This is a genomic window from Curtobacterium sp. MCLR17_031, from assembly GCF_003234775.2.
GTDB classification, from domain to species: Bacteria; Actinomycetota; Actinomycetes; order Actinomycetales; family Microbacteriaceae; genus Curtobacterium; species Curtobacterium flaccumfaciens.
The window spans coordinates 2,841,006-2,861,010 of the sequence record NZ_CP126270.1; the positions used below are offsets into that span (position 1 = coordinate 2,841,006).

22 protein-coding genes and 1 pseudogene are annotated in these 20,005 nt (G+C 65.7%); 6 read left to right on the forward strand and 17 right to left on the reverse strand.

The window, feature by feature from the left end; translation table 11 throughout:
• Positions 1-55: 55 nt before the first annotated feature.
• Positions 56-358 (reverse strand): hypothetical protein, encoded by a 303-nt coding sequence (locus DEI96_RS13465; protein WP_146246834.1) that lies wholly within the window; start codon positions 356-358, stop codon positions 56-58.
• A gap of 495 nt (positions 359-853) precedes the next feature.
• Positions 854-1,372 carry a hypothetical protein gene (locus DEI96_RS13470; RefSeq protein WP_111022113.1) on the reverse strand — a complete coding sequence of 173 codons (519 nt, stop codon included), beginning with the start codon at positions 1,370-1,372 and terminating at the stop codon, positions 854-856.
• Positions 1,373-1,542: 170 nt separating this feature from the next.
• Between DEI96_RS13470 and DEI96_RS13475 the strand changes: the two genes are divergently transcribed.
• From DEI96_RS13475 to DEI96_RS13485, 3 genes are all read left to right on the forward strand, one after another.
• The gene (locus tag DEI96_RS13475) at positions 1,543-2,148 is read left to right on the forward strand and encodes a TetR/AcrR family transcriptional regulator (RefSeq protein ID WP_111022112.1); all 606 of its coding nucleotides are present in this window, start codon (positions 1,543-1,545) and stop codon (positions 2,146-2,148) included.
• A gap of 38 nt (positions 2,149-2,186) precedes the next feature.
• Positions 2,187-3,752: an FAD-dependent monooxygenase gene (locus DEI96_RS13480; protein WP_111022111.1), complete on the forward strand. Its 1,566-nt coding sequence runs from the start codon at positions 2,187-2,189 to the stop codon at positions 3,750-3,752.
• Between the two features lie 108 nt (positions 3,753-3,860).
• On the forward strand, positions 3,861-4,112 hold the full coding sequence (locus tag DEI96_RS13485) for a hypothetical protein (protein ID WP_146246833.1): 252 nt from the start codon (positions 3,861-3,863) through the stop codon (positions 4,110-4,112).
• A gap of 93 nt (positions 4,113-4,205) precedes the next feature.
• Here the strand turns inward: DEI96_RS13485 and DEI96_RS13490 are convergent, their stop codons facing one another.
• From DEI96_RS13490 to DEI96_RS13515, 7 genes and pseudogenes are all read right to left on the reverse strand, one after another.
• On the reverse strand, positions 4,206-5,015 hold the full coding sequence (locus DEI96_RS13490; protein WP_111022109.1) for a hypothetical protein: 810 nt from the start codon (positions 5,013-5,015) through the stop codon (positions 4,206-4,208).
• Between the two features lie 401 nt (positions 5,016-5,416).
• Complete coding sequence (locus DEI96_RS13495; protein ID WP_111022108.1) at positions 5,417-6,004, reverse strand: hypothetical protein; 588 nt, start codon at positions 6,002-6,004, stop codon at positions 5,417-5,419.
• Positions 6,005-6,994: 990 nt separating this feature from the next.
• Positions 6,995-7,825, reverse strand: a complete 831-nt coding sequence (locus DEI96_RS13500) for an SMODS domain-containing nucleotidyltransferase (protein ID WP_111022107.1) — start codon at positions 7,823-7,825, stop codon at positions 6,995-6,997.
• Positions 7,822-8,334: an SLATT domain-containing protein gene (locus DEI96_RS13505; RefSeq protein WP_146246832.1), complete on the reverse strand. Its 513-nt coding sequence runs from the start codon at positions 8,332-8,334 to the stop codon at positions 7,822-7,824. Before DEI96_RS13505 ends, DEI96_RS13500 begins: the two co-directional genes overlap by 4 nt.
• 58 nt (positions 8,335-8,392) lie before the next feature.
• Positions 8,393-8,905 (reverse strand): P-loop nucleotide/nucleoside kinase family protein, encoded by a 513-nt coding sequence (locus DEI96_RS13510; protein ID WP_146246831.1) that lies wholly within the window; start codon positions 8,903-8,905, stop codon positions 8,393-8,395.
• Between the two features lie 102 nt (positions 8,906-9,007).
• Positions 9,008-9,115 (reverse strand): annotated as a pseudogene (locus DEI96_RS18080) (helix-turn-helix domain-containing protein); the annotation flags it as partial.
• A gap of 14 nt (positions 9,116-9,129) precedes the next feature.
• Positions 9,130-10,044, reverse strand: coding sequence for a hypothetical protein (locus DEI96_RS13515; protein WP_146246830.1), 915 nt, complete (start codon positions 10,042-10,044; stop codon positions 9,130-9,132).
• Positions 10,045-10,294: 250 nt separating this feature from the next.
• Between DEI96_RS13515 and DEI96_RS13520 the strand changes: the two genes are divergently transcribed.
• Positions 10,295-10,873 carry a hypothetical protein gene (locus DEI96_RS13520; RefSeq protein ID WP_284183607.1) on the forward strand — a complete coding sequence of 193 codons (579 nt, stop codon included), beginning with the start codon at positions 10,295-10,297 and terminating at the stop codon, positions 10,871-10,873.
• A 127-nt stretch (positions 10,874-11,000) separates the two neighbouring features.
• On the opposite strand, the gene DEI96_RS13525 is transcribed toward DEI96_RS13520, so the two are convergent.
• Entirely contained in the window at positions 11,001-11,669 is a 669-nt protein-coding gene (locus DEI96_RS13525; protein WP_111022102.1) for a hypothetical protein, read from the reverse strand.
• A 199-nt stretch (positions 11,670-11,868) separates the two neighbouring features.
• Positions 11,869-12,201, reverse strand: coding sequence for a hypothetical protein (locus tag DEI96_RS13530; RefSeq protein WP_146246829.1), 333 nt, complete (start codon positions 12,199-12,201; stop codon positions 11,869-11,871).
• Positions 12,202-12,462: 261 nt separating this feature from the next.
• Here DEI96_RS13530 and DEI96_RS13535 point away from each other — a divergent pair, with 261 nt between their 5' ends.
• Positions 12,463-13,662, forward strand: a complete 1,200-nt coding sequence (locus tag DEI96_RS13535; protein ID WP_220039093.1) for a hypothetical protein — start codon at positions 12,463-12,465, stop codon at positions 13,660-13,662.
• A 600-nt stretch (positions 13,663-14,262) separates the two neighbouring features.
• On the opposite strand, the gene DEI96_RS13540 is transcribed toward DEI96_RS13535, so the two are convergent.
• Entirely contained in the window at positions 14,263-14,757 is a 495-nt protein-coding gene (locus tag DEI96_RS13540) for a hypothetical protein (protein ID WP_146246828.1), read from the reverse strand.
• A gap of 109 nt (positions 14,758-14,866) precedes the next feature.
• A complete protein-coding gene (locus DEI96_RS13545) occupies positions 14,867-15,421 on the reverse strand; it encodes an acyl-CoA-like ligand-binding transcription factor (protein WP_258372664.1) in 555 nt (184 codons plus the stop codon).
• Positions 15,422-15,579: 158 nt separating this feature from the next.
• On the opposite strand from DEI96_RS13545, the gene DEI96_RS13550 reads away from it, so the two are divergent.
• A complete protein-coding gene (locus tag DEI96_RS13550) occupies positions 15,580-16,437 on the forward strand; it encodes an enoyl-CoA hydratase/isomerase family protein (protein WP_111022098.1) in 858 nt (285 codons plus the stop codon).
• Positions 16,438-16,651: 214 nt separating this feature from the next.
• Here DEI96_RS13550 and DEI96_RS13555 read toward each other — a convergent pair whose 3' ends face one another.
• The 4 genes from DEI96_RS13555 to DEI96_RS13570 form a co-directional block, all read right to left on the reverse strand.
• Complete coding sequence (locus DEI96_RS13555) at positions 16,652-16,810, reverse strand: hypothetical protein (RefSeq protein WP_181440421.1); 159 nt, start codon at positions 16,808-16,810, stop codon at positions 16,652-16,654.
• A gap of 244 nt (positions 16,811-17,054) precedes the next feature.
• The gene (locus DEI96_RS13560) at positions 17,055-18,122 is read right to left on the reverse strand and encodes a LacI family DNA-binding transcriptional regulator (protein WP_349814984.1); all 1,068 of its coding nucleotides are present in this window, start codon (positions 18,120-18,122) and stop codon (positions 17,055-17,057) included.
• A complete protein-coding gene (locus DEI96_RS13565) occupies positions 18,119-19,012 on the reverse strand; it encodes a carbohydrate ABC transporter permease (RefSeq protein WP_111022095.1) in 894 nt (297 codons plus the stop codon). Before DEI96_RS13565 ends, DEI96_RS13560 begins: the two co-directional genes overlap by 4 nt.
• A complete protein-coding gene (locus DEI96_RS13570; RefSeq protein WP_181440420.1) occupies positions 19,009-19,962 on the reverse strand; it encodes a carbohydrate ABC transporter permease in 954 nt (317 codons plus the stop codon). Before DEI96_RS13570 ends, DEI96_RS13565 begins: the two co-directional genes overlap by 4 nt.
• Positions 19,963-20,005: the final 43 nt, after the last annotated feature.

Here is a 20,005-nt window from a genome sequence, read left to right on the forward strand (position 1 = left end):
GGCACGAGCGCGTCGCGGCGCTCGTGCCGGGACCGGCACCTGGTCGCAGCATCAGCTAGATCCGGTCCAGGGACACCACCGCGACGACGATCGGCCACGCCTCACCGTCGAGCTGCACGGACCGCAGCCCGCGCGGCAGGGCGTGTCCGTCATCGGACGCGACGACGACTCCCTGCAGCCCGATGAGGTGCCCGGAACCCCGACTGTAGTGGACACGGTCACCGACGACGGGCATGACGATGGTGTCCGCCGCCAGCTCCTCTGCAGCGAGTTCGACGACGAGAGGCCGGGACTCCGTGAGCACCGCGGCGAGCTGTGCCTCGAACCCGTCGCGTTCGTCGAGCTCTGCGTCGCGCACCTCGAGATCCGCGTTCCTGGCGGCTGGCAGGGCTCGCGGGCCGATCGTGCGCGCGACTCCGCATCCGATCGCGACACCCATGCCGGCGAGGGACAGCCCCGTGCTCGCCATCTCGAACCGCAACGGGACTGGACCAGCAACGCCCTGACGGAGTCCGCCGTTCGGGCCGCCGCCGGAGTGCGCTTGTACGGCAGTCGCCTGCACCGAGCCGTGGAGTCGTGGCGCGACCGGAGCTGCTCTTGTCCGCCGGAGATCACCGCCGAACTGCTCGCCGAGATGCTTCGTGAACGGGAGGGCGCCAGGCCGTCGCTCGTCGCAGTTGTCCATCGGGTCGCCTTCGGGTCGGCTTCTCGCAGCCTCGGGTCAGGCTGTTCCCGGACCGTACTGCCGGACAACCGGCGCACACGATGCTTCCTCAGCGATATTGCGGTAACCAGCAACGCCGATTCGGAGTTCGCCCCAGCACAGCCCCCGTTTGCTCCGACCTCGGCCTCCTCAGCGGGCGGGCGCCGATTCGTCGCGGCGGGCTCTTCGCCGCAGGGCCTGACGGAACCCCGTGAGCACGGCGCCGCACACGACCGTGACGACGATGCCGATGGCCGTCCCGCCGGCCGATCCGCTTCCGTAGTTCGACCATGGCAGCCCGAGAGCCCACTGGAGCGCGGGGCCCAACACGAGGAACACTGCGGCCGGAATGACGACGATGAGCAGCGCACGGCGGCCGCTCCAGGCAGGATGGCGCAGGATGACAACGGCGGCCAGGGCGACGACCGCGAGAGCACCGTAGATCCACGATGCGCCGGACATCCGCCAGCCGTCGTGCGCGAACCAGTCGTGGACTTCACGGACGGTGCGCGCCCACGCGTGCTGACCTCGGCCGTGTGTCGACGAGATGACGGGCAGTGGCCATCCGATGACGGCAAGAACTCCGGCGACCGCGCTCGCGAGTCCGAGCACGACCACCCCGAACCGCGACCCGGCGCTGGGTGCAACGTCGAAGTCGGAGATGCCCACGCGCAGGAGGCTTTCGAGCGAGCGCAACGGTCGTTCCACTCGGGCACGCCGCTCTCCCCCGGGTCGATGAGTGTCTCGTGAACGACCGTCTGTGATCCGTTGATCCCGAGGTCAGTAGTTGCCCATTGAGTAAACTTGCCCAATGGGCAAACTTGTTCTAGTTTGGTGTCATGACAGACGAGATCTCGTTCCGTGAGCAGAAGAAGGCAGCGATCCGTGACGCGTTGAGTGTGACGACAGTGTTGCTCGCCCGGGAGCGGGGGCTCGACAACATCCGTGTCGAGGACATCGTCGGTCGGGTCGGAGTGTCGAGGCGGACGTTCGGGAACTACTTCTCGAGCAAGGAAGACGCGATCGCGGACCGCCACGTGCAACGCGTGCGCACGGCGGCCGACGATCTGCTCCAGCGGCCACGCGAGGAGCCGTTGTGGACTGCCGTCACGGAGGCGCTGCTCGCGCCGTACGAGGCAGAAGAGACGACGGCCCCGTCCCGGGAGGAGCAGAGCGGGCTGCTTGCAGTGCTGTCGACGCCAGGCATGCAGTCAGCCGTCGATCGAGGTGCCCGCGCAGCGAACGCAGTGTTTGCGGCCGCCGTCGCGGCGCGCTCTGATGCAGCACCGGAAGATCCCGTGCCTGGTCTCGTGTCCGCCGCTGCGCTGTCGACCTTGTTGACAACGCTGGAGTCCTGGGCGGCGCGCGCGGAGCCACAACCCCTCCAGCCGATCCTCCGAGCTGCGTTCCAACTCCTCGGCGACGGTTTCGACCACCTCCGCTGACCACTGATCCCACACTCTTCGCCAGAAGGAAGACCATCATGTACGACGTCGTCATCGTCGGAGGCGGACCCGTGGGCATCTTCGTCGCCTGCGAGCTGAAGCTCGCGGGTGTGAACCCCCTCGTCCTCGAACGCCTCCCCGAGATCAACCAATGGGACAAGGCGCACGGCTTGACCGGGCAGGTCGTCCGACTACTGGACCACCGCGGCTTGTTCGAGCGGTGTGCTGGGCGGGCCGTCCCGGAGCCGGCTCCGGGCTTCTTCTTCGGAGCGCTGCCGTTGCCGCTCCACTCGCTCGGCGACCGCAACCCGATGTACCTGCTCCACATCAACCAGCGCGACCTCGAGCGCGTACTCAACGACCGCGCAGCGGAACTCGGCGTTGCGATCCGTCGTGGCGTCGAGATGCGCTCCTTCACCCAACACGACGACTCCGTCACCGTCGACCTCGTCGACGTCGCGACCGGAGCTGAGAGCACCGCGTCGGCGCAGTACCTCGTGGGGAGTGACGGCGCGCGAAGCACTGTTCGGAAGCTCTCCGGTATCGGCTTCCCCGGCAACACCGACCACCACATCGTGGACCGCACAGCCCTGATCGCACCAACTGAGCAGCTGACGCCCGCCGGCCCCGGGAAAGTGCACGTTGCGGGTCTGGGAGAGATCGCGGAGAGCTTCCACCGCACTGAAACCGGCGTCGTCACCATCGCCCTCCGTGACCCGGAGCACCCGCTTGTCTACACCGCTGAATGGGAGGACCAGCCTGACCGCAGCTTCCCCGGTGAGGGAGCAGCCATGACATTGACCGAGATGGAGGACAGCCTTGAGCGCGTCCTCGGCGTGCGCCTCGACCTCAACGCGCCGGCCGACGGTGAGCCGACGTTGCTGCGCCGTCTGACCGGTCGGAACACACGCGTCGCTGACCGCTACCGCGACCGGCGGATCTTCCTCCTCGGCGACGCCGCACACGTGCACTCTGCCGCAGGCGGACCCGGCCTGAACCTCGCGCTTCAGGACGCGGCGAACCTCGCCTGGAAACTCGCCGCCAGCCTCCACGGCTGGGCCCCCGCGGGCTTGCTCGACACCTACGAGACAGAGCGGCGCCCGCTCGGACAACGCGTCTTCATGCAGACCCAAGCGCAGACCGCCCTCATGGCGCCCGGCTCGGATGTCACCGCCCTCCGCGACCTCTTCGCCGAGATGCTCGCCGACACGACCACCGTGCAGCGCATCGCAGATCTCCTCGCCGGCTCGGACGTCCGCTACGACACGAGCCCCGCGAACTCCGCGAACCCCGACGGCCCCACCGGATGGTTTGCACCGTCATCACAGGTCGAACTCGCCGACGGGACCATCCGCAGAATCCCGGAACTGCTCCGCACCGCCCACCCCATCCTGGTCGACGCGACCGGCACGTACCGCGACACCATCGCTCGATGGAACGACCGCGTCGACTACGTGCCGCTGGCCACAACGCATGAACAGACCTCGATGTTGATTCGGCCCGACGGATTCGTCGCCTGGTCCCACACCGACCCCGCCTCCCTCACAGAGGCACTCGCCGCCTGGTTCGGAACACCTGAACACGGCTCTACCGGAGCGGTGTAGCGCGTGAACCTCGACGTGATCGGAGCCGCGATCATCTCGATCAGCGGTGCGCTCTTCGCGACCGCTTCGATCTGGTGTCTGATCGGCCTTCTCCTCAGAACACGAGCAATGCCTGAGCTCCCAGCAGCTTCCAGAGCCCACCTGTTCACGTCGGCATTAACGGTCTTCGCCGGGCTCGTGGTCCACATCATCGGCTTCTTCCCCGAAGCCTTCGTGCTCATCTACGGAGGCGCGACGTCGATGCTCGTCGCCGCCTTCTTCGCACGTACGACGGAACGGCCCGCTCCCGGCCGGGTCGCGGGACCGGCCCTGCTCACGGCGGGCGGGATCGTCGTGCTCACCATCGGGCTGCTCACCTAACCGCTGAACAGTCACAAGCGCGCGAAAGTGAGCGAGCAAGCGAGCCCGTGACCGTCCGTCCCGTAGCCGATTCCTCACGGGGGTCTGGTCGCCTCAGAGCTCTGACGTCGGCTGTTGGCGGGGGTTGAGGAGATCGCCGTCCCAGCTCAGGTCGTCGTCTTCGTGCACCTCGAAGGCCTCGAAGTGATCGTCCGCGAGGATGCTGTCGACGAGTGCGCGTGAGCCGGCGACGATCGTCGAGTCCCAGTCTTCCTCGGAAGCGACGACCCAGGTGTGATCCGCGGGCCAGATCAGCGACGTGTACGGCCCCTCCTGCTGGGGGCGACTGCATCCCCATCCGGGGACGGAGCGCTGCGCCCACGATGGGTCAGCAAGCTCGCGCAGGCTCGAGCTGAACAACCACATGTCCCGACCGGGCCATGGCATCTGCATGCGAGCCCGCGCGCGTGTGTTCCGGCCTCCCTCGGCCCAGGGCGGGTTGCCGGTGCCTTCCCACGCACCGATGACCAGGTCGTCCGGGTTCCGCGTCGCGCCCCGCAGGTGCGTGGTCAGGACCGCGAGGTCCTCCGGGTTGAACCACCCATCGTCGGACTGACCGACACTCCACCCATCCGACCAGTCCCTCGTGTGCTCGTCATCGCTGATGCGGAACCACTGCACCAGGGGATGCATCACCCGGCCGTTACGGCGCGCAACCTCAGCCCACCGCCAACGCGTGTACTCAAGATCGACGGGATTGCCCCACTCGTCGACCGTGTTCGGGTCAGTACGGTGCGCATCCACCGGGTGCAGCAGCCGCGCGTACGCATCGAAGCCCGTGCCAGCGACACCGCCGACGGTCGCCCATCGACCGGCTCGCTTCACGAGCCAGTCACCTCGCAGGGCTTCGGTCAGCAGGAGCACCGCATCAGCATCCCACGGCGAACGCCTTCACTCAGGAGAAGCAGTCTCCGAAGACGATCCTCATCGAGACCGCAAGTGAGCACGAGGGGCTGCTCGCGGCGTGTAGTTACGACCGTGGCGCCGGCGACGTTTTCCACCCCGGCGACCCCTGGGGAAACACCCTCTGCGACACGTGGCGCCTCGACCCACTTCTCACAGCGTATTCCGCGGTCGCATTCACATCAGGGCTTCGGACTGAATGTGAGCGCCTTGGCATCGAACCGCCGAGCTGGGCAACGATTGCACACCACATCCCGTGGGCGATCAACGACGCTCGCTACCCGGACGTCCCCGTGAACGAACTCGTTGCCTACCTGCGCGACGAGGTACCAGCGCTGTTCGGCAGCGTGATCTGACTCCGGTCAGACTCGCGCCAAAGCACTCAAGCGACGCCACCGCGGAACACCGTCAGAGCGCCACTCCTCGAGCGAACGTACGTCCAAGCCGCGCACGTCAGCGACGATCTCCTTCTCGAACCCGTCCATGTATCGCGCGTACACGCGATCGCTCGGAATGCGGGCTACCCACACGGTTGCCGACCGGTCTCTCGGTGCCTGACGGTCACGGGCGAAGTAGCGAGCCTGCTCGACGTCAAGGGACCACGACAAACCCTCCCGGTTCGCATCCGTCGCGCCCCGGAACGCCACCCGTGTCCCGCGACGTCGTCGCTGGACGACCATGTCCTCGGTGTATTCGGCGAACTCGAACATTGCCCGCCACACCTCAATCGGAACGGGGGCATCACCGAGCCGATACCGCCACATCCTCGGCAGGAAGAACGTCAGCATCCCCGGAGTCAGCGATCCCGAATTGAACCGCTCGACGACCGCCGGCTCAGGTGCGAGATCGCCCGTCTCGTTCACCAACCGGACGATGCCGGCGAACTCATCGTCCGACAGCACCAGTTGCGCCCGCGCCGCCATCGCCCGCACATCGTTCTCCGCGACCATGTCACTCTCCCCTGCTCGTGTTCCTAGTTGTGCTTACCCAGGCCAGGAAGCCCGCCGCCCACAGCACGGACAGACTTCCCCTTGTGCGCCCGTCGCGGCTTCTTCTTCGGCTTCGCGACCGGCTGCGTTCCGTTCTCGCACCGGAGATGGCTCGACGGCACCTTGTGCCGCTCGAACCCACTGACGGCCCCGTCGGCAACGACAACTCGAACAAGTGCACCGCAAGATCCGCATCGCTCGTAGCCCTCGGGTCTCGGTGCAGGTCGCTTCATGGCGTGAGGGTAGCGGCAACAGCCGACGGTCGTCAGGAGGTGCAGCACGCCGCCGAACACGCCCCACCCCACTGGGAGTCAATTCGCGAAGGCTTCCCGAACAGCGTCTTGCACGTTCCCGGCGCATCGTGCCAAGTTGTTCCACTCGTGACTGTTCTTCGGGAGATCTAGGACGCGCTTGGCGAGCGAGAGTGCATCTTCGAGCACGATGTAGTCCGTGTCGTCGTAAACGCGGTCCCATAGCTCACTCGTCTCGTCTTCCAACCCGCTCTGACGAGCGCTCCTGAGTGCACCTAGGAGCTCGCCGAGCTTGGATCGCAGTCCAATATCTTCCGGAGTTTGCATTCGTCGACTCTGCCACAGTGCCGGCACGCGAAAACTCCGGCGGGCACTTCATGTTCCGTCTCGATAGCCGATCGCTCACCGTAGAGCCTGCATGAGTCCACCGGCATGGGGACGGACCGGAGGATCGTCAGCTCAACTCCGGCCCGTGCAGGAGGCTGGTTAGACCCCTCGCCCGACCGTAGTCCCCGCACCCGCGCGCCACTTCGGACGGTAGTAAGCGGTCGCTCCCCAGCGGGTCAGCGTTGCGGCGCTTGGACAGCCGGTGGCTCGGCGTCGGGCGGGCACACATGTTGGGCGAGCGCGGACGCGCGCACCAACCGGTAGTGGCGACGAGAAGTACACCTCGATCGTCGACCCCTGCCGACGGAGGCGATTACGGCGAAATGAGCTGCTGAAGATGCAACTGCGCGCCGAGATAGTCCGACGCGAGGTACGCGCTTCTGGCTTGATCGGCTCGCGAGGCGGCCCTCTCTGAATACAGCCGCGCGAGCGGGAGGAGCGAGTCGCCTGCCGCGGTGATCCGGCGGCCATCAAAGCGGCTTGGGTCGTTCAAGCCGGCGAGCTCGATCTCGTTGAGCCAGGAGAAAAAGCCCGTCAGGTCCAGCATCATCGCGAACGGTTGGTGCTCGCGCAGGTACTTCGCCGCACGCAACTCCAGGTACAGCGACGTGATCGGCGCCCCCGACCGGTACTTCCACAACTTTACGAGCCGCACGAAGTCCTTCGTCCGCGGGATCAAATCACGGGTGCCGTTGACGTACTCGTTGTGCTTCAACGGACTCGACTTCACCCACCCCGTGCCCTTTGGATCAGGGATCCAATAGTCATCATCGCCAGTGATGTGCGCTGGCATGACCTCCGTGGGTGGTCCGCTAGGCCACTCGATGCGCACCCCGGGACGGTCGATCGTGACGGACCGTGCGGACCACCGAAGCTTGTCCGCCAGGACGTTCTTCAGCTGCAGGATGTCGTCGTAGCTCTGGCTCGGACGGACATGCCGCATCGATGCGAAGTAGTCGACGTCGCTCCACACACGGAGGGCGGTCCCATGGGACCAGGACCCAGTCTCGAAGATCCGGAACGCATCCATGCCGGATACAACTGCATCCTGGATGGCGGTTCGATGGGCACTCGCGACCGTGCGGTCCTCCACTGAGGGCGTCATCGCAGCGACAGCATCATCCAGGTAGCTCTGCACGGTCATCGGGCGTCCGCCCGATGAGTCTGACCACCGTCGCGCTCGATATTCCGTTTCGCCCGGAGATAGGCCCACCGCGGCGTCGGGTCCGCCCGTTCACGCGCAGCGTCGAGCTGTGATGCAATCTCGTCAAGACGGTCCCTGAGAACCGAGTCATCAAGCGACGTCAGCGCGTCGACGCGTCGGAGTCGGCGTGCTCGGTCCTGAATCGCAAGAAACTGCACCGCAACTGATTGCGCGCGCTCCGCACGCTTCGCAGGCCGCAGGGTTCCGTGAACGCCGGTTGCTGCTGCTGCCAACAACGCCAGCCCACCGGCGAGGTGCTGCAACCCGTCAGTTGCGAACGTCAGCACACCGCCCACAGCGCTTCCCACAGCAATGACGCTTCCCAACACCCAGCTCCAACAGGTCCACAGCTTCGCCGCTTCAAGGTTCCCCTGTTGCCCGAATGTCGCGTTCTCCTCGAGGCGATCGGCCTCAGCGCGGATCTCGTCGCGCACTCCCCCATCAGCCATCAGCTGCAATCTATGCGTTCTACGCGCCTCCCTTCAACCAGTCTCAATAGCCGATCCTCTACCGGGCGTCGAGTGCCAGGTAGTCGACGGCCTGGCGAACCGTCTCTTCGAGTGGGCGGGTGCTGTCAACGACGAGTCGATCGTCCGTGCGCGGCTCGTACTCGTCGACAGTGCGCTGTACCTCGTCCCACATCGGCAAGGTGAACCCCGGAAGGTCGTTCGCACGCTGCTCCACGCGGCGACGGCGCTCGTCGACGTCCGCACACACGACCTCGATCACGCGCAGTGGTACCCCAGCGGCTTCCGCTGTCGACACCCATCCAGCCCGAGCGGGTTCCACACCGCTCACCGCGTCGGCGATGACCACCTGTCCTCGCCGCAGATTCGGCACCGCGATGACATGCATGATCGAGTACGCGGCGATCCCAGACTGCCCCCGCGGAATCTGGTACTTCCACATCACGCCCTCGATCGCATCAACGCGAAGCGTCAGCGAGGACGTCAACTCCGCGATCGCAGCAGACAGCGTCGACTTCCCTGCACCGGGAAGACCACAAACCTGAACCAGCATCGGCAACTCCTTCGTTGGACGTGGCTCACTGTCTATCGGTCGTGGACACGCAGCACCAGCGAAGCGGATACCTCCGTCGGCTTCCGATGACGTGTCCGAATGCCGATCGGTCACCGGGCTGGCCCGCCAGCGATAGAACGCTTGCTTTGAGAAACCGAGCACCCGGCAGGCCACCGCGACCGGGATCCGGTCTGCGGCGAGTTCGAGGACGTCCCAGTTTGGTACTAGTCGCCTAGCTCAGCGTGGTCTGCACCGTCGTCGATGCCGAGGAATGAGGCAATCGGGTCGGTGTCTACCGATAAGGGCGTACGTGTGCGCTTCGCGAACTGAGCAGTGGTCATCCCGATCTCGAGAATCATTCCGTCCATGAACCGGAACTCACGGGGGTTTACCCCCGGCAGGGCGCCGAAGTTGAAATCGTGGGGTTCCGGCCAAATCCGAACCGCTCGGCTCGCCCTTACCTGGGGGTGGTCGATCGGCCATCCAGGATGCCAAACTATCGTCACGTTGACCCCAGTGAAGCCAAAAGACACCGACATAAAACCCAAATCGCGACCATCCACCGTGACGCGAGGGAGGACGATCCGCTCTTGATCGCTCTTGTCGAGCGGCGGGTCGTCGGTGAGCTCGCGACGAGTGAGGTACACCGAGAAGCCGTCAGGCGGCGACTGTCCAGCGGTCATCCATGAGAACCATTCAGGGTGGACAGTGCGCAGCATCGGTACGTCTACGTCACGATCCATCGCTGGGAGGTCGTGGCGCCGTGTCGGGTGTTCCGAGAGCAGCCCGACCTTCAGTAGCCACCCTGCCAAGGCTGCACTGTCGGCCTCGGACACGAGCAAATCGTCGGACGATTCGCCGTGCTCGAGGAGTTCCCGGACGACGGGTTTCGCAGGCACCTCAAGGTGTGTGTTCAGCGCGGTATTGCAAACGGCGCACATGGGCACGTGCACGCCAGGCAGCGCCTCGGACTTCTGCGGCGTCCCGTCCCGACTCACGTAGGTCTCACCGCCGTGCGCGCTGGTGAACGGCCCCTGCCCGTGGAACTCGGCGATGAACCAAGAAGGCCAGACGTGTTCACCAACCCCAACGCTGGGGTTGGTGCAGAACACGCAGGTTTCTTCATCAAATCGCGCCATGACGTGAAACATAACGCCTGTACCCGCGACCCCCGTCGGAGCCCCGGTCGGTCGACCCGCCAGAGATCTTGGAGGGATGAGGCGAGGTGCCGTGGGTCGGTTCGCCAAGGTCTCGGTAGCCGATCGGCTACCGCACGGTTCGTACGAGTCCTCTGGGCCGTGGGGGCGGACCGGAGGAGCTTCGTCTCGACTCCGGTCCGCACAGGAGCTGGTGAGACGGCGCCGTCACGAAGAGAGAAGAATGACGCATATGGATGCGGGACTGTGGGGTCAGGTTGTCATTGCCGGCGTTGCCGTGATCGGGTCGATCCTCGGGTACATGCTCTCGGGGCTCAACGATGCGCGGCGCGATCGTCGCACGACGCTCCGAGAGCGCGCAGCACGTCACGACGAACGGGACGCGGAAAACCGACGAGAACGGCACGAGTTCCAGCGTGCAACGCTGCTCGAGCTACAAGACGCCATCCAGCTCATGGCAAGACTCACTGGCCGCACGATGCACTTCGATCACATGCAAGCTCGAGACGGCAAGTACACACAGCTCCCCCATCAGTACAGCGAGGAGATGCATGCGAATGGAGTCGATGTCATCCGCCTCCGGAACCGGCTCCTTGACGAGGATCTCCGTCGATCGATCGCGTTGTTCGAATCGCAGTGCGACTTTGTGTCGACACTTCCGCCGCGCACCCAGACCGGACGCCCGGAGGAAGCGGATGCTGTTGCTTTCGAGCAGATGCGCACTTTCGGAGAGCAGGTCTCCGTCGTGATGGACGCCGTCGGAGAAGCGCTGCGGGCCAACCTCGGTGCCTCACCTGCTGCTGCGCCTTGACATCGCGTCGTAGACGCCATCGAAACTGGCATTTCGCACGTCGCCTGAAGCAGGGGGAGAGCTCAATCTGGCACGCCGAGGCCGTCCAGTAGCCGATCAGCTATCTGAACAAGTTCGGCCGGCTTCGTCAAGGTTGTGGCAGGACTCCGCCGAACGAATTGCGTCCCTTCCGGACCTCCTCCGGCAGTTCAAAGTCGAGGTCGTTTGCGGCTGCTGCGCGTAGCAGTTCGGCACGCGTCCAGTACACCGCCTGCATGAGGTCGTGCAGCTTCGAGACGACTGCGTGACGGACCGTGGCGTCCGTCGTGACGTCGTCGAGTCGTTTCAGGGCGTCCGGCGTCTCGTGCAGAAGTCGGCCATAGATGTAGTCCATCGCGATCTGGTCGTTGCCGTGCATCTGGCCAGCGTTCTCGCCGTTATCACCGAGCACTCGGCCGGAGTACATGTGGGCGCCAACGAGATCTCCGTTCTTCACTCTCGCATTGACGAAGCGCTTCAGCCCATCGAGCTCTGCGCGGCGGTGCGCGCCGACCGACTGTCGCAGCAGTGAGACGACCGTCGGTAGATAGCTGTCCTCCTTCATCGCGAAGAAGACGCGGCAGCGGGCCGCATTGGCCTGCAAGACGTCGTCGTCGAGGTCAGGTACGCCGAGATCGAGGCCGACGATCTGTACTCGGTCGGTGCCGGGGATGGGCTGTACCCGGAAGCGCATCTCCCACCCTTGCGCGTCCATCGGGCGTGCGTCGAATATCGGCCCCTTCAACACCCAATCGGCGCGCGCGAGGAACTTCAGCATCCGCGCCCTTCGAACGTCCGCCGTGGGTGCCCCTGTTCTCTGTGCCACGCGGTGATCCTCACACGGTCCACCGACGCCTCGAGCGGCCGCCTCACTCCGGGTCAAAGAACCGTCCGTTAGCCGATCGCCTACCGCACGTCTTGCGGCTATCCGTCCGCCGAAGCGTGCGCTGTGGCTCTGGTCGAGCAGCCATTCAGCTCTACGAGGCCGCTCGGATCTGATCGTTGATTCCGAAAGCGAGAGCGATCCATCCTTGGTCGGCTCGGTCACTCGTAGCGCCGTACTTCCCCTCGAGGTCGATCACGTTTGCCCACGACGCAAACACGTCGTTGATAGCAGCGCGCTCAGCGGGAGTCCACGATCCGAGGACGCTTGCATCGAGTCCCGCGTTCTCAGCGACTTCCTCGAGGCGCCCGAGCAAGTCGCCACCTTCGGCCGCTTGGCGGATCTCCTCCGGCGTGGCTCGGACCCCCTGCGTCGCAAAGTTGAGAACCACGTAGTTGAGATTTGTGAGATGAGCAACTGTCGTCATGGTCGTCAAGCTACCAACCTGGGACTGGGTTGAGGAACAACCTGCGCGCCGATTGGTGAACAGGGACCTCATTTGGGGTATTCTCGGGTTGTCGAGCTGGCTGGACTGCTCGTCTCCGAGTCGGGACCCCCACGTGGTCCAGGCCTCGAAGGACAACCGTTGTGCGGGTTCCAGTTGCAGTGCCGTTCTTGTTGAGATCTCTCTCCTGTGACGCCGGCTCTGCGGACGTGGGTCGCGAGCATTGGCGCAGAAGGTGATCGAGTGTCCAGCATCAACAACGTCCCCGCACGCCCTCGCGAGATCGAACGCGACGCACGCGCGCTTCAGAAGTTCTTCGGGATGAAGTACACGCAAGCCCTCCGGGTGGTTGAGCACCCGCTCGCGCAAGGCCTCCTCGGTGAGCGGATCTGCGCCCGCGATGTGATCCGAGTGTTGACCAAGCACCGGGCACTGTCAACCCCAGATCCGGATTCGAACGAACGGATCCCGCACCTCGGTGCGAACGGGCTCTGGTCCGCTGACAAGTACCCGCTGGAGACGTCGACCGATGACGACTACCTGCGCGTCGTACTGGCCGCCGAGGTCTTGAGGATGTTCGACCGGACTGCGGAACCGAATCCCGACGCGGGCAGCTATGAGCTGAAGCACACCGTGGAGGAGTTCCTGGGCGAGCACCTTGGGGACTTTTCCTACATCCCCAATGGAACAGCCATCTGGGCGGCCGCAGTGGTTGGGATCCCCGTCGGAGGGCACACCTCGGACGCTCTCAGCCCGAATGCTGCCTTCGGGTTGGGGTCTGAGCAGGTCGACTACACCCGACGCATGCGGCGAAGCGCCGGTACGCAGCGGGCCAACGTCCGTGCGCACCACCACCGCCCGCCGGGCTACACGTTCCTGCAGCGCGCGCTCGAGGAGTACCGCGCTACCGGGAAGACGCCCGCTCGTTGGGATGGCTTCGATGCAGACGCGGCACCGCGGACCAGTCCGTTCCATGAGTGGCTCGTCGCGCAAGCAGGCCCGGGCGAGCACGGCTCCCGCGCGCGTCTGGCCGGCGACTACGCCGCGGGGTTCCGGGAGGGGGACCACGGCGTCGCAAAGCAGCCGGAAGATTTCGTGAGCATCATGCATGAGCTCCACGCCGACGAAGCGTTGATCGAAGCCGCCCGAGAAGCGATCATCGATTGGGCACGAAGCTCACCGGAATCCACGGGTATCCGGACGGAACTGATCTCCGATAGCACCAGCGAACACGATGGCTGGGGCGCGGGGGCAGGCGACACCGAACGGTACGCGTTCCGATGCCCGTGCGGGCAAGGCTCAATCGCCGAAGAGCACGAAAACACTCCTGGGTTCCGAGAGCACGACCGATGGATTGTGTGCGACATCTGCCGCCAGGAGTGGCAGTTTGTCGACGGCTTGCCGACGCGTGCGTGGCGGCTCGAACCGCTCGCAGCGGCGTAGCCCCAACTCCTCATCGCAGCGACTCGCTCCAGCTGCAGGGTCCTCACCCGTCGAACACAGAAGGCCCCCACCGTGGTGGGGGCCTTCTGGTCTTCTAGTGTCCGAGGGTGAGGTAGATCTCGGTCAGCCCAACGAGGAGTACCCCGATGTGCACGACCAAGCTCACCCACTCAAACTTCCGCTTCGGCTTCTCAGCCATGAGCATCAGTCCTTCCGTGTCAGCTCCACAGGCGCCACACGAGCCGGACGGTTGGGTCAGCCCCCTCAGTCGTGCTCCTACACGCCACCTCGGCCCCAACGGGGAATCAGTGTTGTGTGTTTGCGTGTTAGACCAAGGGCACGTAAGGTCGAAGTGGATCAACCGGGATGTTCAAGGCACCCCAACCACCAACTCCTCGGAGTTGCAAGGCCCAGGAAACCGCGCGAACGGTTCCTGGGTTTTCTTGCGTTCCGGGCCGGACGACCTGTGGCTCACCGACCGCTTTCAGTGTACGAGACCCATATTCCGTCGACGGGAGCGCGCGGTGCGTGCTGCGCTGGCCGAAGAGCTGCAGTGCGCTGATCGGCACCGGTTCAGGACTCGCCAAAAGTGTTCCGAGATCAGCCGAACATGCCCCCTTCCGGCTCGATCAGCAGCTGAGCACGCGTGCCAGTCGGGATCGTGATGACAACCGTCCCACCGGGCTGTCGAACCACTGTGACGCCCGTCTCAGCAGTGCCGGGCGCCGAGGTCGCGGACGCGAGCTGCGGGTAGTCCTCCAGCGGGATCGCCTTGCCCGTAGCAAGGTGATCGATGAGGTTGGTAGCCATCCGGCCGCCGAAGTCCTCCTCGACGCGAGCCTCGAGCTCAGTGTGATCGGCGAGGTAGGCCTCCAGCGGGTATCGGCGCGTGCCGCGAGACTCCCCCTGGCGCCACGGGCCCCCGGGAATCGGGCAACCGATAAGCCACTCCCCCGCGACCTGCGAGGTGTTACTGCCGGCAGGGGTGAGGAAGTCGTGCGCCGGCCTCTCGTCCCAGAAACTGGGGCCTGTGAACTTGATCGTGCCGTTCGGGCCGTCCTCAACCCCGTCGACCCTGTAGGCGGAGACGATCATGTCGTCGTAAGTTCCGACAACGAAGTCGAGATACCCGTCAAGGGTCGAAGCGTTGATCTTCTTCCAATCCGCTTGTTCCCCGCACGTTGCCTTGCACGCTCGACGCTCGTCAGCGAACCGCTCCCGGGGCGAGGGCCGCGAAAGCGTCCTCGACCAGGCCACCGAGGCGCTCAGCTCCGCCGCTCTCGACCCATCCGTCGTACGCGACGATGACGCAACCCAGGGCGGCCATCACGAGAGTCTGCACGGCGATGCGTCGCAACTGGCTGCTGGCTTCACGCTCGACGAGCACCGCAGCGAGTCCTTCTCGCCAGGTTGCCTGCTTCTCGTGGAGCCGGGCCCACAACGCGGGCGTCGACCAGACCAAGTCGAGTCGCGCGAGGCCCGCTTCGGAATCATCCTCGATGAGCGCCACGGCGGGCCTGACCGCGTGACGAAGCGCAGTCCAGGCGTCCTCCGACTCCGGACGCTCCTCGAGGGCTTGTGCCATCTGCTCACCGAGGGGATCGAAGACGTGCAGGACGACGTCCTCCTTGCTGCCGAAGTAGCGCAAGAAGGTGCTCCGAGAAACCCCTGCTCGTCCGGCCAGGTCCTCGAACGTGACGGCGTCGAAGCCTGACTCCAGGAAGCAACGGAGCCCGATGCTCCCCAGCTCGTCCCGCACTGCCGCTCGTCCGATCGCTCGTGTACTCATCGGGTTCATGCATCGATCCTACGAGGGTGTGCACTCACTTGCAGGAATGATGCGGAGTCCTTATCGTGGTACTGAGTGTCACACACGACGCTCGGCGTCACCGCCGCATCCCCAGAGGGAGAAGCCCCATGACCTACGACCTGCCCGCCCTGCGCATCACCGTCGCCGACGGCGTTGCGAACGTCACGATCGACAACCCACCGCTGAACCTCTCCGACGGCACCCTGCTGCCGTCGATCCGCCGGTTCGTCGCCCAGGTCCGTGAAGACGAAGACGTGCGAGTCATCGTCTTCGAAAGCGCCGACCCGGACATCTTCATCGCACACGGCGACACCCGGTTCATCACGGAACCCGAGGTCATGTCGACAGCCGTCGCCGCGACGATGGAGGCGAACCCGGACGCAGAGTTCTCCGCAGACCTCAACCTCATGCAGGTCGTCCACGAAGAGGTCCGCTCGCTTCCGCAGGTCACGATCGGCAAGCTGACCGGCCTCGCCCGAGGTGGTGGCAACGAGTTCTTGATGGCCCTCGACATGCGCTTCGCCGCCATCGGCGCTGCCGGCCAGGCGCAGCCGGAGGTGCTGATGGACATCATGGCCGGCGGTGGAGGCACCCAGTACCTGACCGCACTCGTGGGCCGGGCGCGTGCACTCGAGATCCTCCTCGGTGCGCAGCTCGTCGATGCCGAACTCGCAGAGCGGTACGGTCTCGTGAATCGAGCACTCCCGGCCGACGAGATCCACTCCTTCGTCGACGCGTTGGCCCGCCGGATCGGCGGGTTGCAGCCCGCAGTCGTGTCCGCCGTCAAGACAGCGGTGAACGCTGCCCCGAGTCCGATCACCCGTGCAGGCTTGGCTGCAGAGAACGCGCTCCTCGGCCCGTTGTTCACCCCGGCCGCGGCCGACCGCGCGCACGTCCTGCTCGCCGCGGGCATGCAGACCCGCGACGGCGAGCTCCGACTCGAATCAGTGATCAGCGGGCTCTGATCCGACCACCCCCGACGGGAACCCGCCGGAATGTCCCAGAGCGGCCGGCGAAGCACACGTCGGCCGCTCACTGCATCTCGGGTGAGACCCGCGGTGCAACGACAGACGCCCGGTGGTCCACACGAGACGGACGGGAGGCCCGGTGCCAGCTGGCACCGGGCCTCCCGTCCGCCTCGTGGTCACGTCGACGACGCGACCCGCAGGCGCTGGTGCGTCAGCGCGATGCGACGATCGCGGCCTTGGTCTGGTCACGCAGGTACGCGATGCCCGCGGCGTTCGGGTGGAGTGCGCCGAACAGGATGGAGTACTTCGTCCCGGCCAGCGGGGTGCTGTCCGCAGCGGTGCCGCGATCGGTCAGGGTGAGTCCCGCCATCCACGCGGAACCCGACGCAGCACAGGGCGTGTGCGCAGCAGAGCCCTGCAGCGTCCGCATCCGTCGAAGATGCGGCGGTGGAATCGAGGCTTGGCCGCGAGACCGGCTACCGGCTCCCCCCACGCCGATGCGACGAGCACCGGTACCGTCACGCTCGGACTCGCCGGAAGCGCCGACCTCACCGTCGGGAGCAGCCTGCGATGGCCGCGACGTCGTTGATGGTCGGGTTCGCCCCCGTCACGGTTCAGCCATCGCTCCCGGCATCGCGAGGAGCAGCCGTGCTCTCGCGGATGAGGACCGGCGGGTCGACGGTGTCGAGGGCGAGCGGGGCGGCTCCGGCGAGGAGTGCGTCGAGCTGCGCCATGCCGTGCCGACCGAGCTCGGCGAAGTCCTGCCGCGCGGTGGTGAGCGAGGGCAGGAACATGGCGGCCAGCGGGTGGTCGTCGAACCCCGCGACGCTGACGTCCCGCGGAACGCGCTTGCCGGCGTCGTGGAGCCCGCGGATCAGGCCCATCGCTGTTTCGTCGTTCCCGCAGAGGACCGCGGTGACGTCCGGTTCGGCCGCGATCTCGATGCCGACGGCGTACGCCGAGCGCGGGTCCCATGAGACATCGCGGATGGCGGGGGTGACGATCCCGGCTTCCGCGAGGGCATGGCGCCATCCCGAGGTGCGGCCGTCTTCCTTGCCGGACGGCGGGACGCGCACGTGGTGCACGGTCCGATGGCCGAGTCCGAGCAGGTGTCGGGTGAGTGCCGCTGCCGCATGCGATTCGTCGAGGACGGCCTGTGGGACGCCATTCTCGGGGACGCCGGACAAGGCGACCACCGGGATGTGCGGCTGGAGCGCAGCGAGAGCTGCGACACCGGGCGGATCGAACTTCAGGACGACGACTCCTGCGGGTGATTGGCGGAGGACGGCATCCGTCGCTGCGGACACGTCGGCTTCGTCGGCGGTCTCGACGACGACGATGAAGCTGAGCAGCCCCGCGGTGCGGGCCGCTTCCTCCACACCTCGGATTGCTTCGGCGTACCCGTAACGGGACGTGTTGCCAGCGACGATGCCGATGACATTGGACCGCCGTGATGCGAGTGTCTGCGCTGCGGCGCTGGGCCGGTATCCGAGTTCGGCGATCGCGTCGAGGACGCGGCGTCGGCGTCCGTCGCTGACCTTCGCTGCTCCTGTGAGCACGCGTGACACGGTCGGGACGGAGACGCCGGCAAGTTCGGCGACATCGCTGATTGTCGCTGGCTTGTCGCGGTGTTTCGTTGTCATCGTGGCTTCACGATACGACCTGCCCGCGGTGATGCTCATTTCACCGCTCCGCTGGTGATGCCGGCGATGATCTTGCGCTGCATGACGACGAAGGTGAGCAGGAGGGGCAGGCTCATCAGGATGACGTAGGCGAAGATCAGGTGCCAGTTCTGCAGGTAGAGCCCGCTGGAGGCGACCTGGTACAGATTCAGCGGCAGGGTGTCGAGCCGGCCGCCGACGACGAAGAGTGCGTAGAAGACGTCGTTCCAGATGTAGAGGCAGATGAGGATCGTTGCGGTGGCGAGCGTCGGACCGAGCAGCGGCAGGATGATGCGGGCGAACACGCGGACAGGGCCGGCGCCGTCGACGCGTGCTGCTTCCTCGAGCTCGACAGGGATCGTTCGGACGAATCCGGTGACGAAGAAGATCACCGTCGAGAGGTACATGCCCATGTAGACGCCGATCATGCCGACGGCGGTACCGGCGAGGCCGAGCTGGCGGAGCAGCAGGACGATCGTCACGACTGCCGGTGGGAGAACGATGCCGCTGATGCCGAGTGCGTAGACGACAGAGATGAGTCGGCTCTTTCGGCGGGCGAGCACCCAGGACGCCATCGATCCGAGGATGAGGACGCCGAGGACGGACGGAACCATGACGAGCATGCTGCCGAGGAATGCGGGGACCATGCGGCCTTGTGTGAGGACGGTGCCGAAGTTCTCCAGCAGTTGCCAGTGCGAGGGCAGTGACAGGTTCGGGTTGAGCGCTTCGGCCTGGTCCTTGCCGGCGGTGACGACGACCATCCAGAACGGGACGCCGAGCAACGCGACCACGAGCAAGACGACGATGGTCGGCTGCAGCCAGTGGCTGACTGGACGGCGACGTCGGAGCTGGGTCTCGGGGGCCGAGGGGCGTCGCTGGTCGGCGGGCAGGGGCAGGTCGGTGACGGTCATGAGAGCACGTCCTCTCGCTTGCGCAGGAAGTAGATGACGGGGAAGGCGAGGAGGGTGACCATGACGAACAGGGACAGGCTCATGGTGGTCGCCTGTGCGAAGAGCCCTTGGCCGAAGGTGCGGAAGATGAAGATGTTGAGCAGCTCGGTCGATCCGCCGGGGCCGCCGGCGGTGGTGGCCTGGACGATGTCGAACCCGTTCATGGAGCCGAGCAGGGCGGTCGCGACGTTGAAGGTCACGGCGGGTGCGAGCAGCGGGAACCGGATGGACCGGAAGGTGCTCCACCAGCCGCTGCCGTCGATGCGTGCGGCTTCGAGGACGTCACCGGGAATGGTCTTCAGTCCGGCGAGGTAGATGAGCATCGACAGGCCCATCCACTTCCATGCGTGGATGATCGCCACGACGAGGAGGGTCCAGGTGGTGCTGCCGAGCCACGCGATCGTGACTTCGTGGCCGAGGAAGAAGCCGAGGATGGCGTTCAGTCCGCCCTCGGGCTTGAGCAGTGCTTGGAAGATGTAGCCGACCGCCAGGGCGGACATCACGACCGGCACGAAGAACGCCGTGCGGGCAATCCGGTTGATACGGGTGTCGGCCTCGAGGACGAGCGCGAGTACCAGACCGAAGAGGTTCTGGAGGATCGCGACGAGCACCGCGTAGATGAGGGTCGTGCGGAGATCAGCGAGCAGGGTGCCGTTCTGGAGCAGTGCTGTGAAGTTGTCCCCACCGACGAACTGGATGTCGCTGTGGAAACTCGACCAATTCGTGAACGCGTAGACGAAGTTGAACAGGGTCGGGATGAAGAAGAACACGACGAGGACCGCGAGAGCTGGGATCAGGAACCAGAGGGGATGGTCCTGCCTGCGGACACGTCCGGGAGTGGGGACGCTGCCGGTGATGGCCGGATCCGGATGCGAAGGCCGGGTGCGTCGAGGGGTGAGCTGGGCGGTCATGGGCTTCCTCTGCTTGGTGCGTTCGCTCATGTCGTTGGTGGCG

Coding starts and splice junctions, on each gene's coding strand:
- DEI96_RS13475 (WP_111022112.1), top strand. CDS start 1,543: ATGACAGACGAGATCTCGTTCCGTGAGCAGAAGAAGGCAGCGATCCGT.
- DEI96_RS13480 (WP_111022111.1), top strand. CDS start 2,187: ATGTACGACGTCGTCATCGTCGGAGGCGGACCCGTGGGCATCTTCGTC.
- DEI96_RS13485 (WP_146246833.1), top strand. CDS start 3,861: ATGCCTGAGCTCCCAGCAGCTTCCAGAGCCCACCTGTTCACGTCGGCA.
- DEI96_RS13495 (WP_111022108.1), bottom strand. CDS start 6,004: ATGGTCGCGGAGAACGATGTGCGGGCGATGGCGGCGCGGGCGCAACTG.
- DEI96_RS13500 (WP_111022107.1), bottom strand. CDS start 7,825: ATGACCGTGCAGAGCTACCTGGATGATGCTGTCGCTGCGATGACGCCC.
- DEI96_RS13505 (WP_146246832.1), bottom strand. CDS start 8,334: ATGGCTGATGGGGGAGTGCGCGACGAGATCCGCGCTGAGGCCGATCGC.
- DEI96_RS13510 (WP_146246831.1), bottom strand. CDS start 8,905: ATGCTGGTTCAGGTTTGTGGTCTTCCCGGTGCAGGGAAGTCGACGCTG.
- DEI96_RS13515 (WP_146246830.1), bottom strand. CDS start 10,044: ATGGCGCGATTTGATGAAGAAACCTGCGTGTTCTGCACCAACCCCAGC.
- DEI96_RS13520 (WP_284183607.1), top strand. CDS start 10,295: ATGGATGCGGGACTGTGGGGTCAGGTTGTCATTGCCGGCGTTGCCGTG.
- DEI96_RS13525 (WP_111022102.1), bottom strand. CDS start 11,669: ATGCTGAAGTTCCTCGCGCGCGCCGATTGGGTGTTGAAGGGGCCGATA.
- DEI96_RS13530 (WP_146246829.1), bottom strand. CDS start 12,201: ATGACGACAGTTGCTCATCTCACAAATCTCAACTACGTGGTTCTCAAC.
- DEI96_RS13540 (WP_146246828.1), bottom strand. CDS start 14,757: ATGATCGTCTCCGCCTACAGGGTCGACGGGGTTGAGGACGGCCCGAAC.
- DEI96_RS13550 (WP_111022098.1), top strand. CDS start 15,580: ATGACCTACGACCTGCCCGCCCTGCGCATCACCGTCGCCGACGGCGTT.
- DEI96_RS13555 (WP_181440421.1), bottom strand. CDS start 16,810: ATGGCGGGACTCACCCTGACCGATCGCGGCACCGCTGCGGACAGCACC.
- DEI96_RS13560 (WP_349814984.1), bottom strand. CDS start 18,122: ATGAGCATCACCGCGGGCAGGTCGTATCGTGAAGCCACGATGACAACG.
- DEI96_RS13565 (WP_111022095.1), bottom strand. CDS start 19,012: ATGACCGTCACCGACCTGCCCCTGCCCGCCGACCAGCGACGCCCCTCG.
- DEI96_RS13570 (WP_181440420.1), bottom strand. CDS start 19,962: ATGACCGCCCAGCTCACCCCTCGACGCACCCGGCCTTCGCATCCGGAT.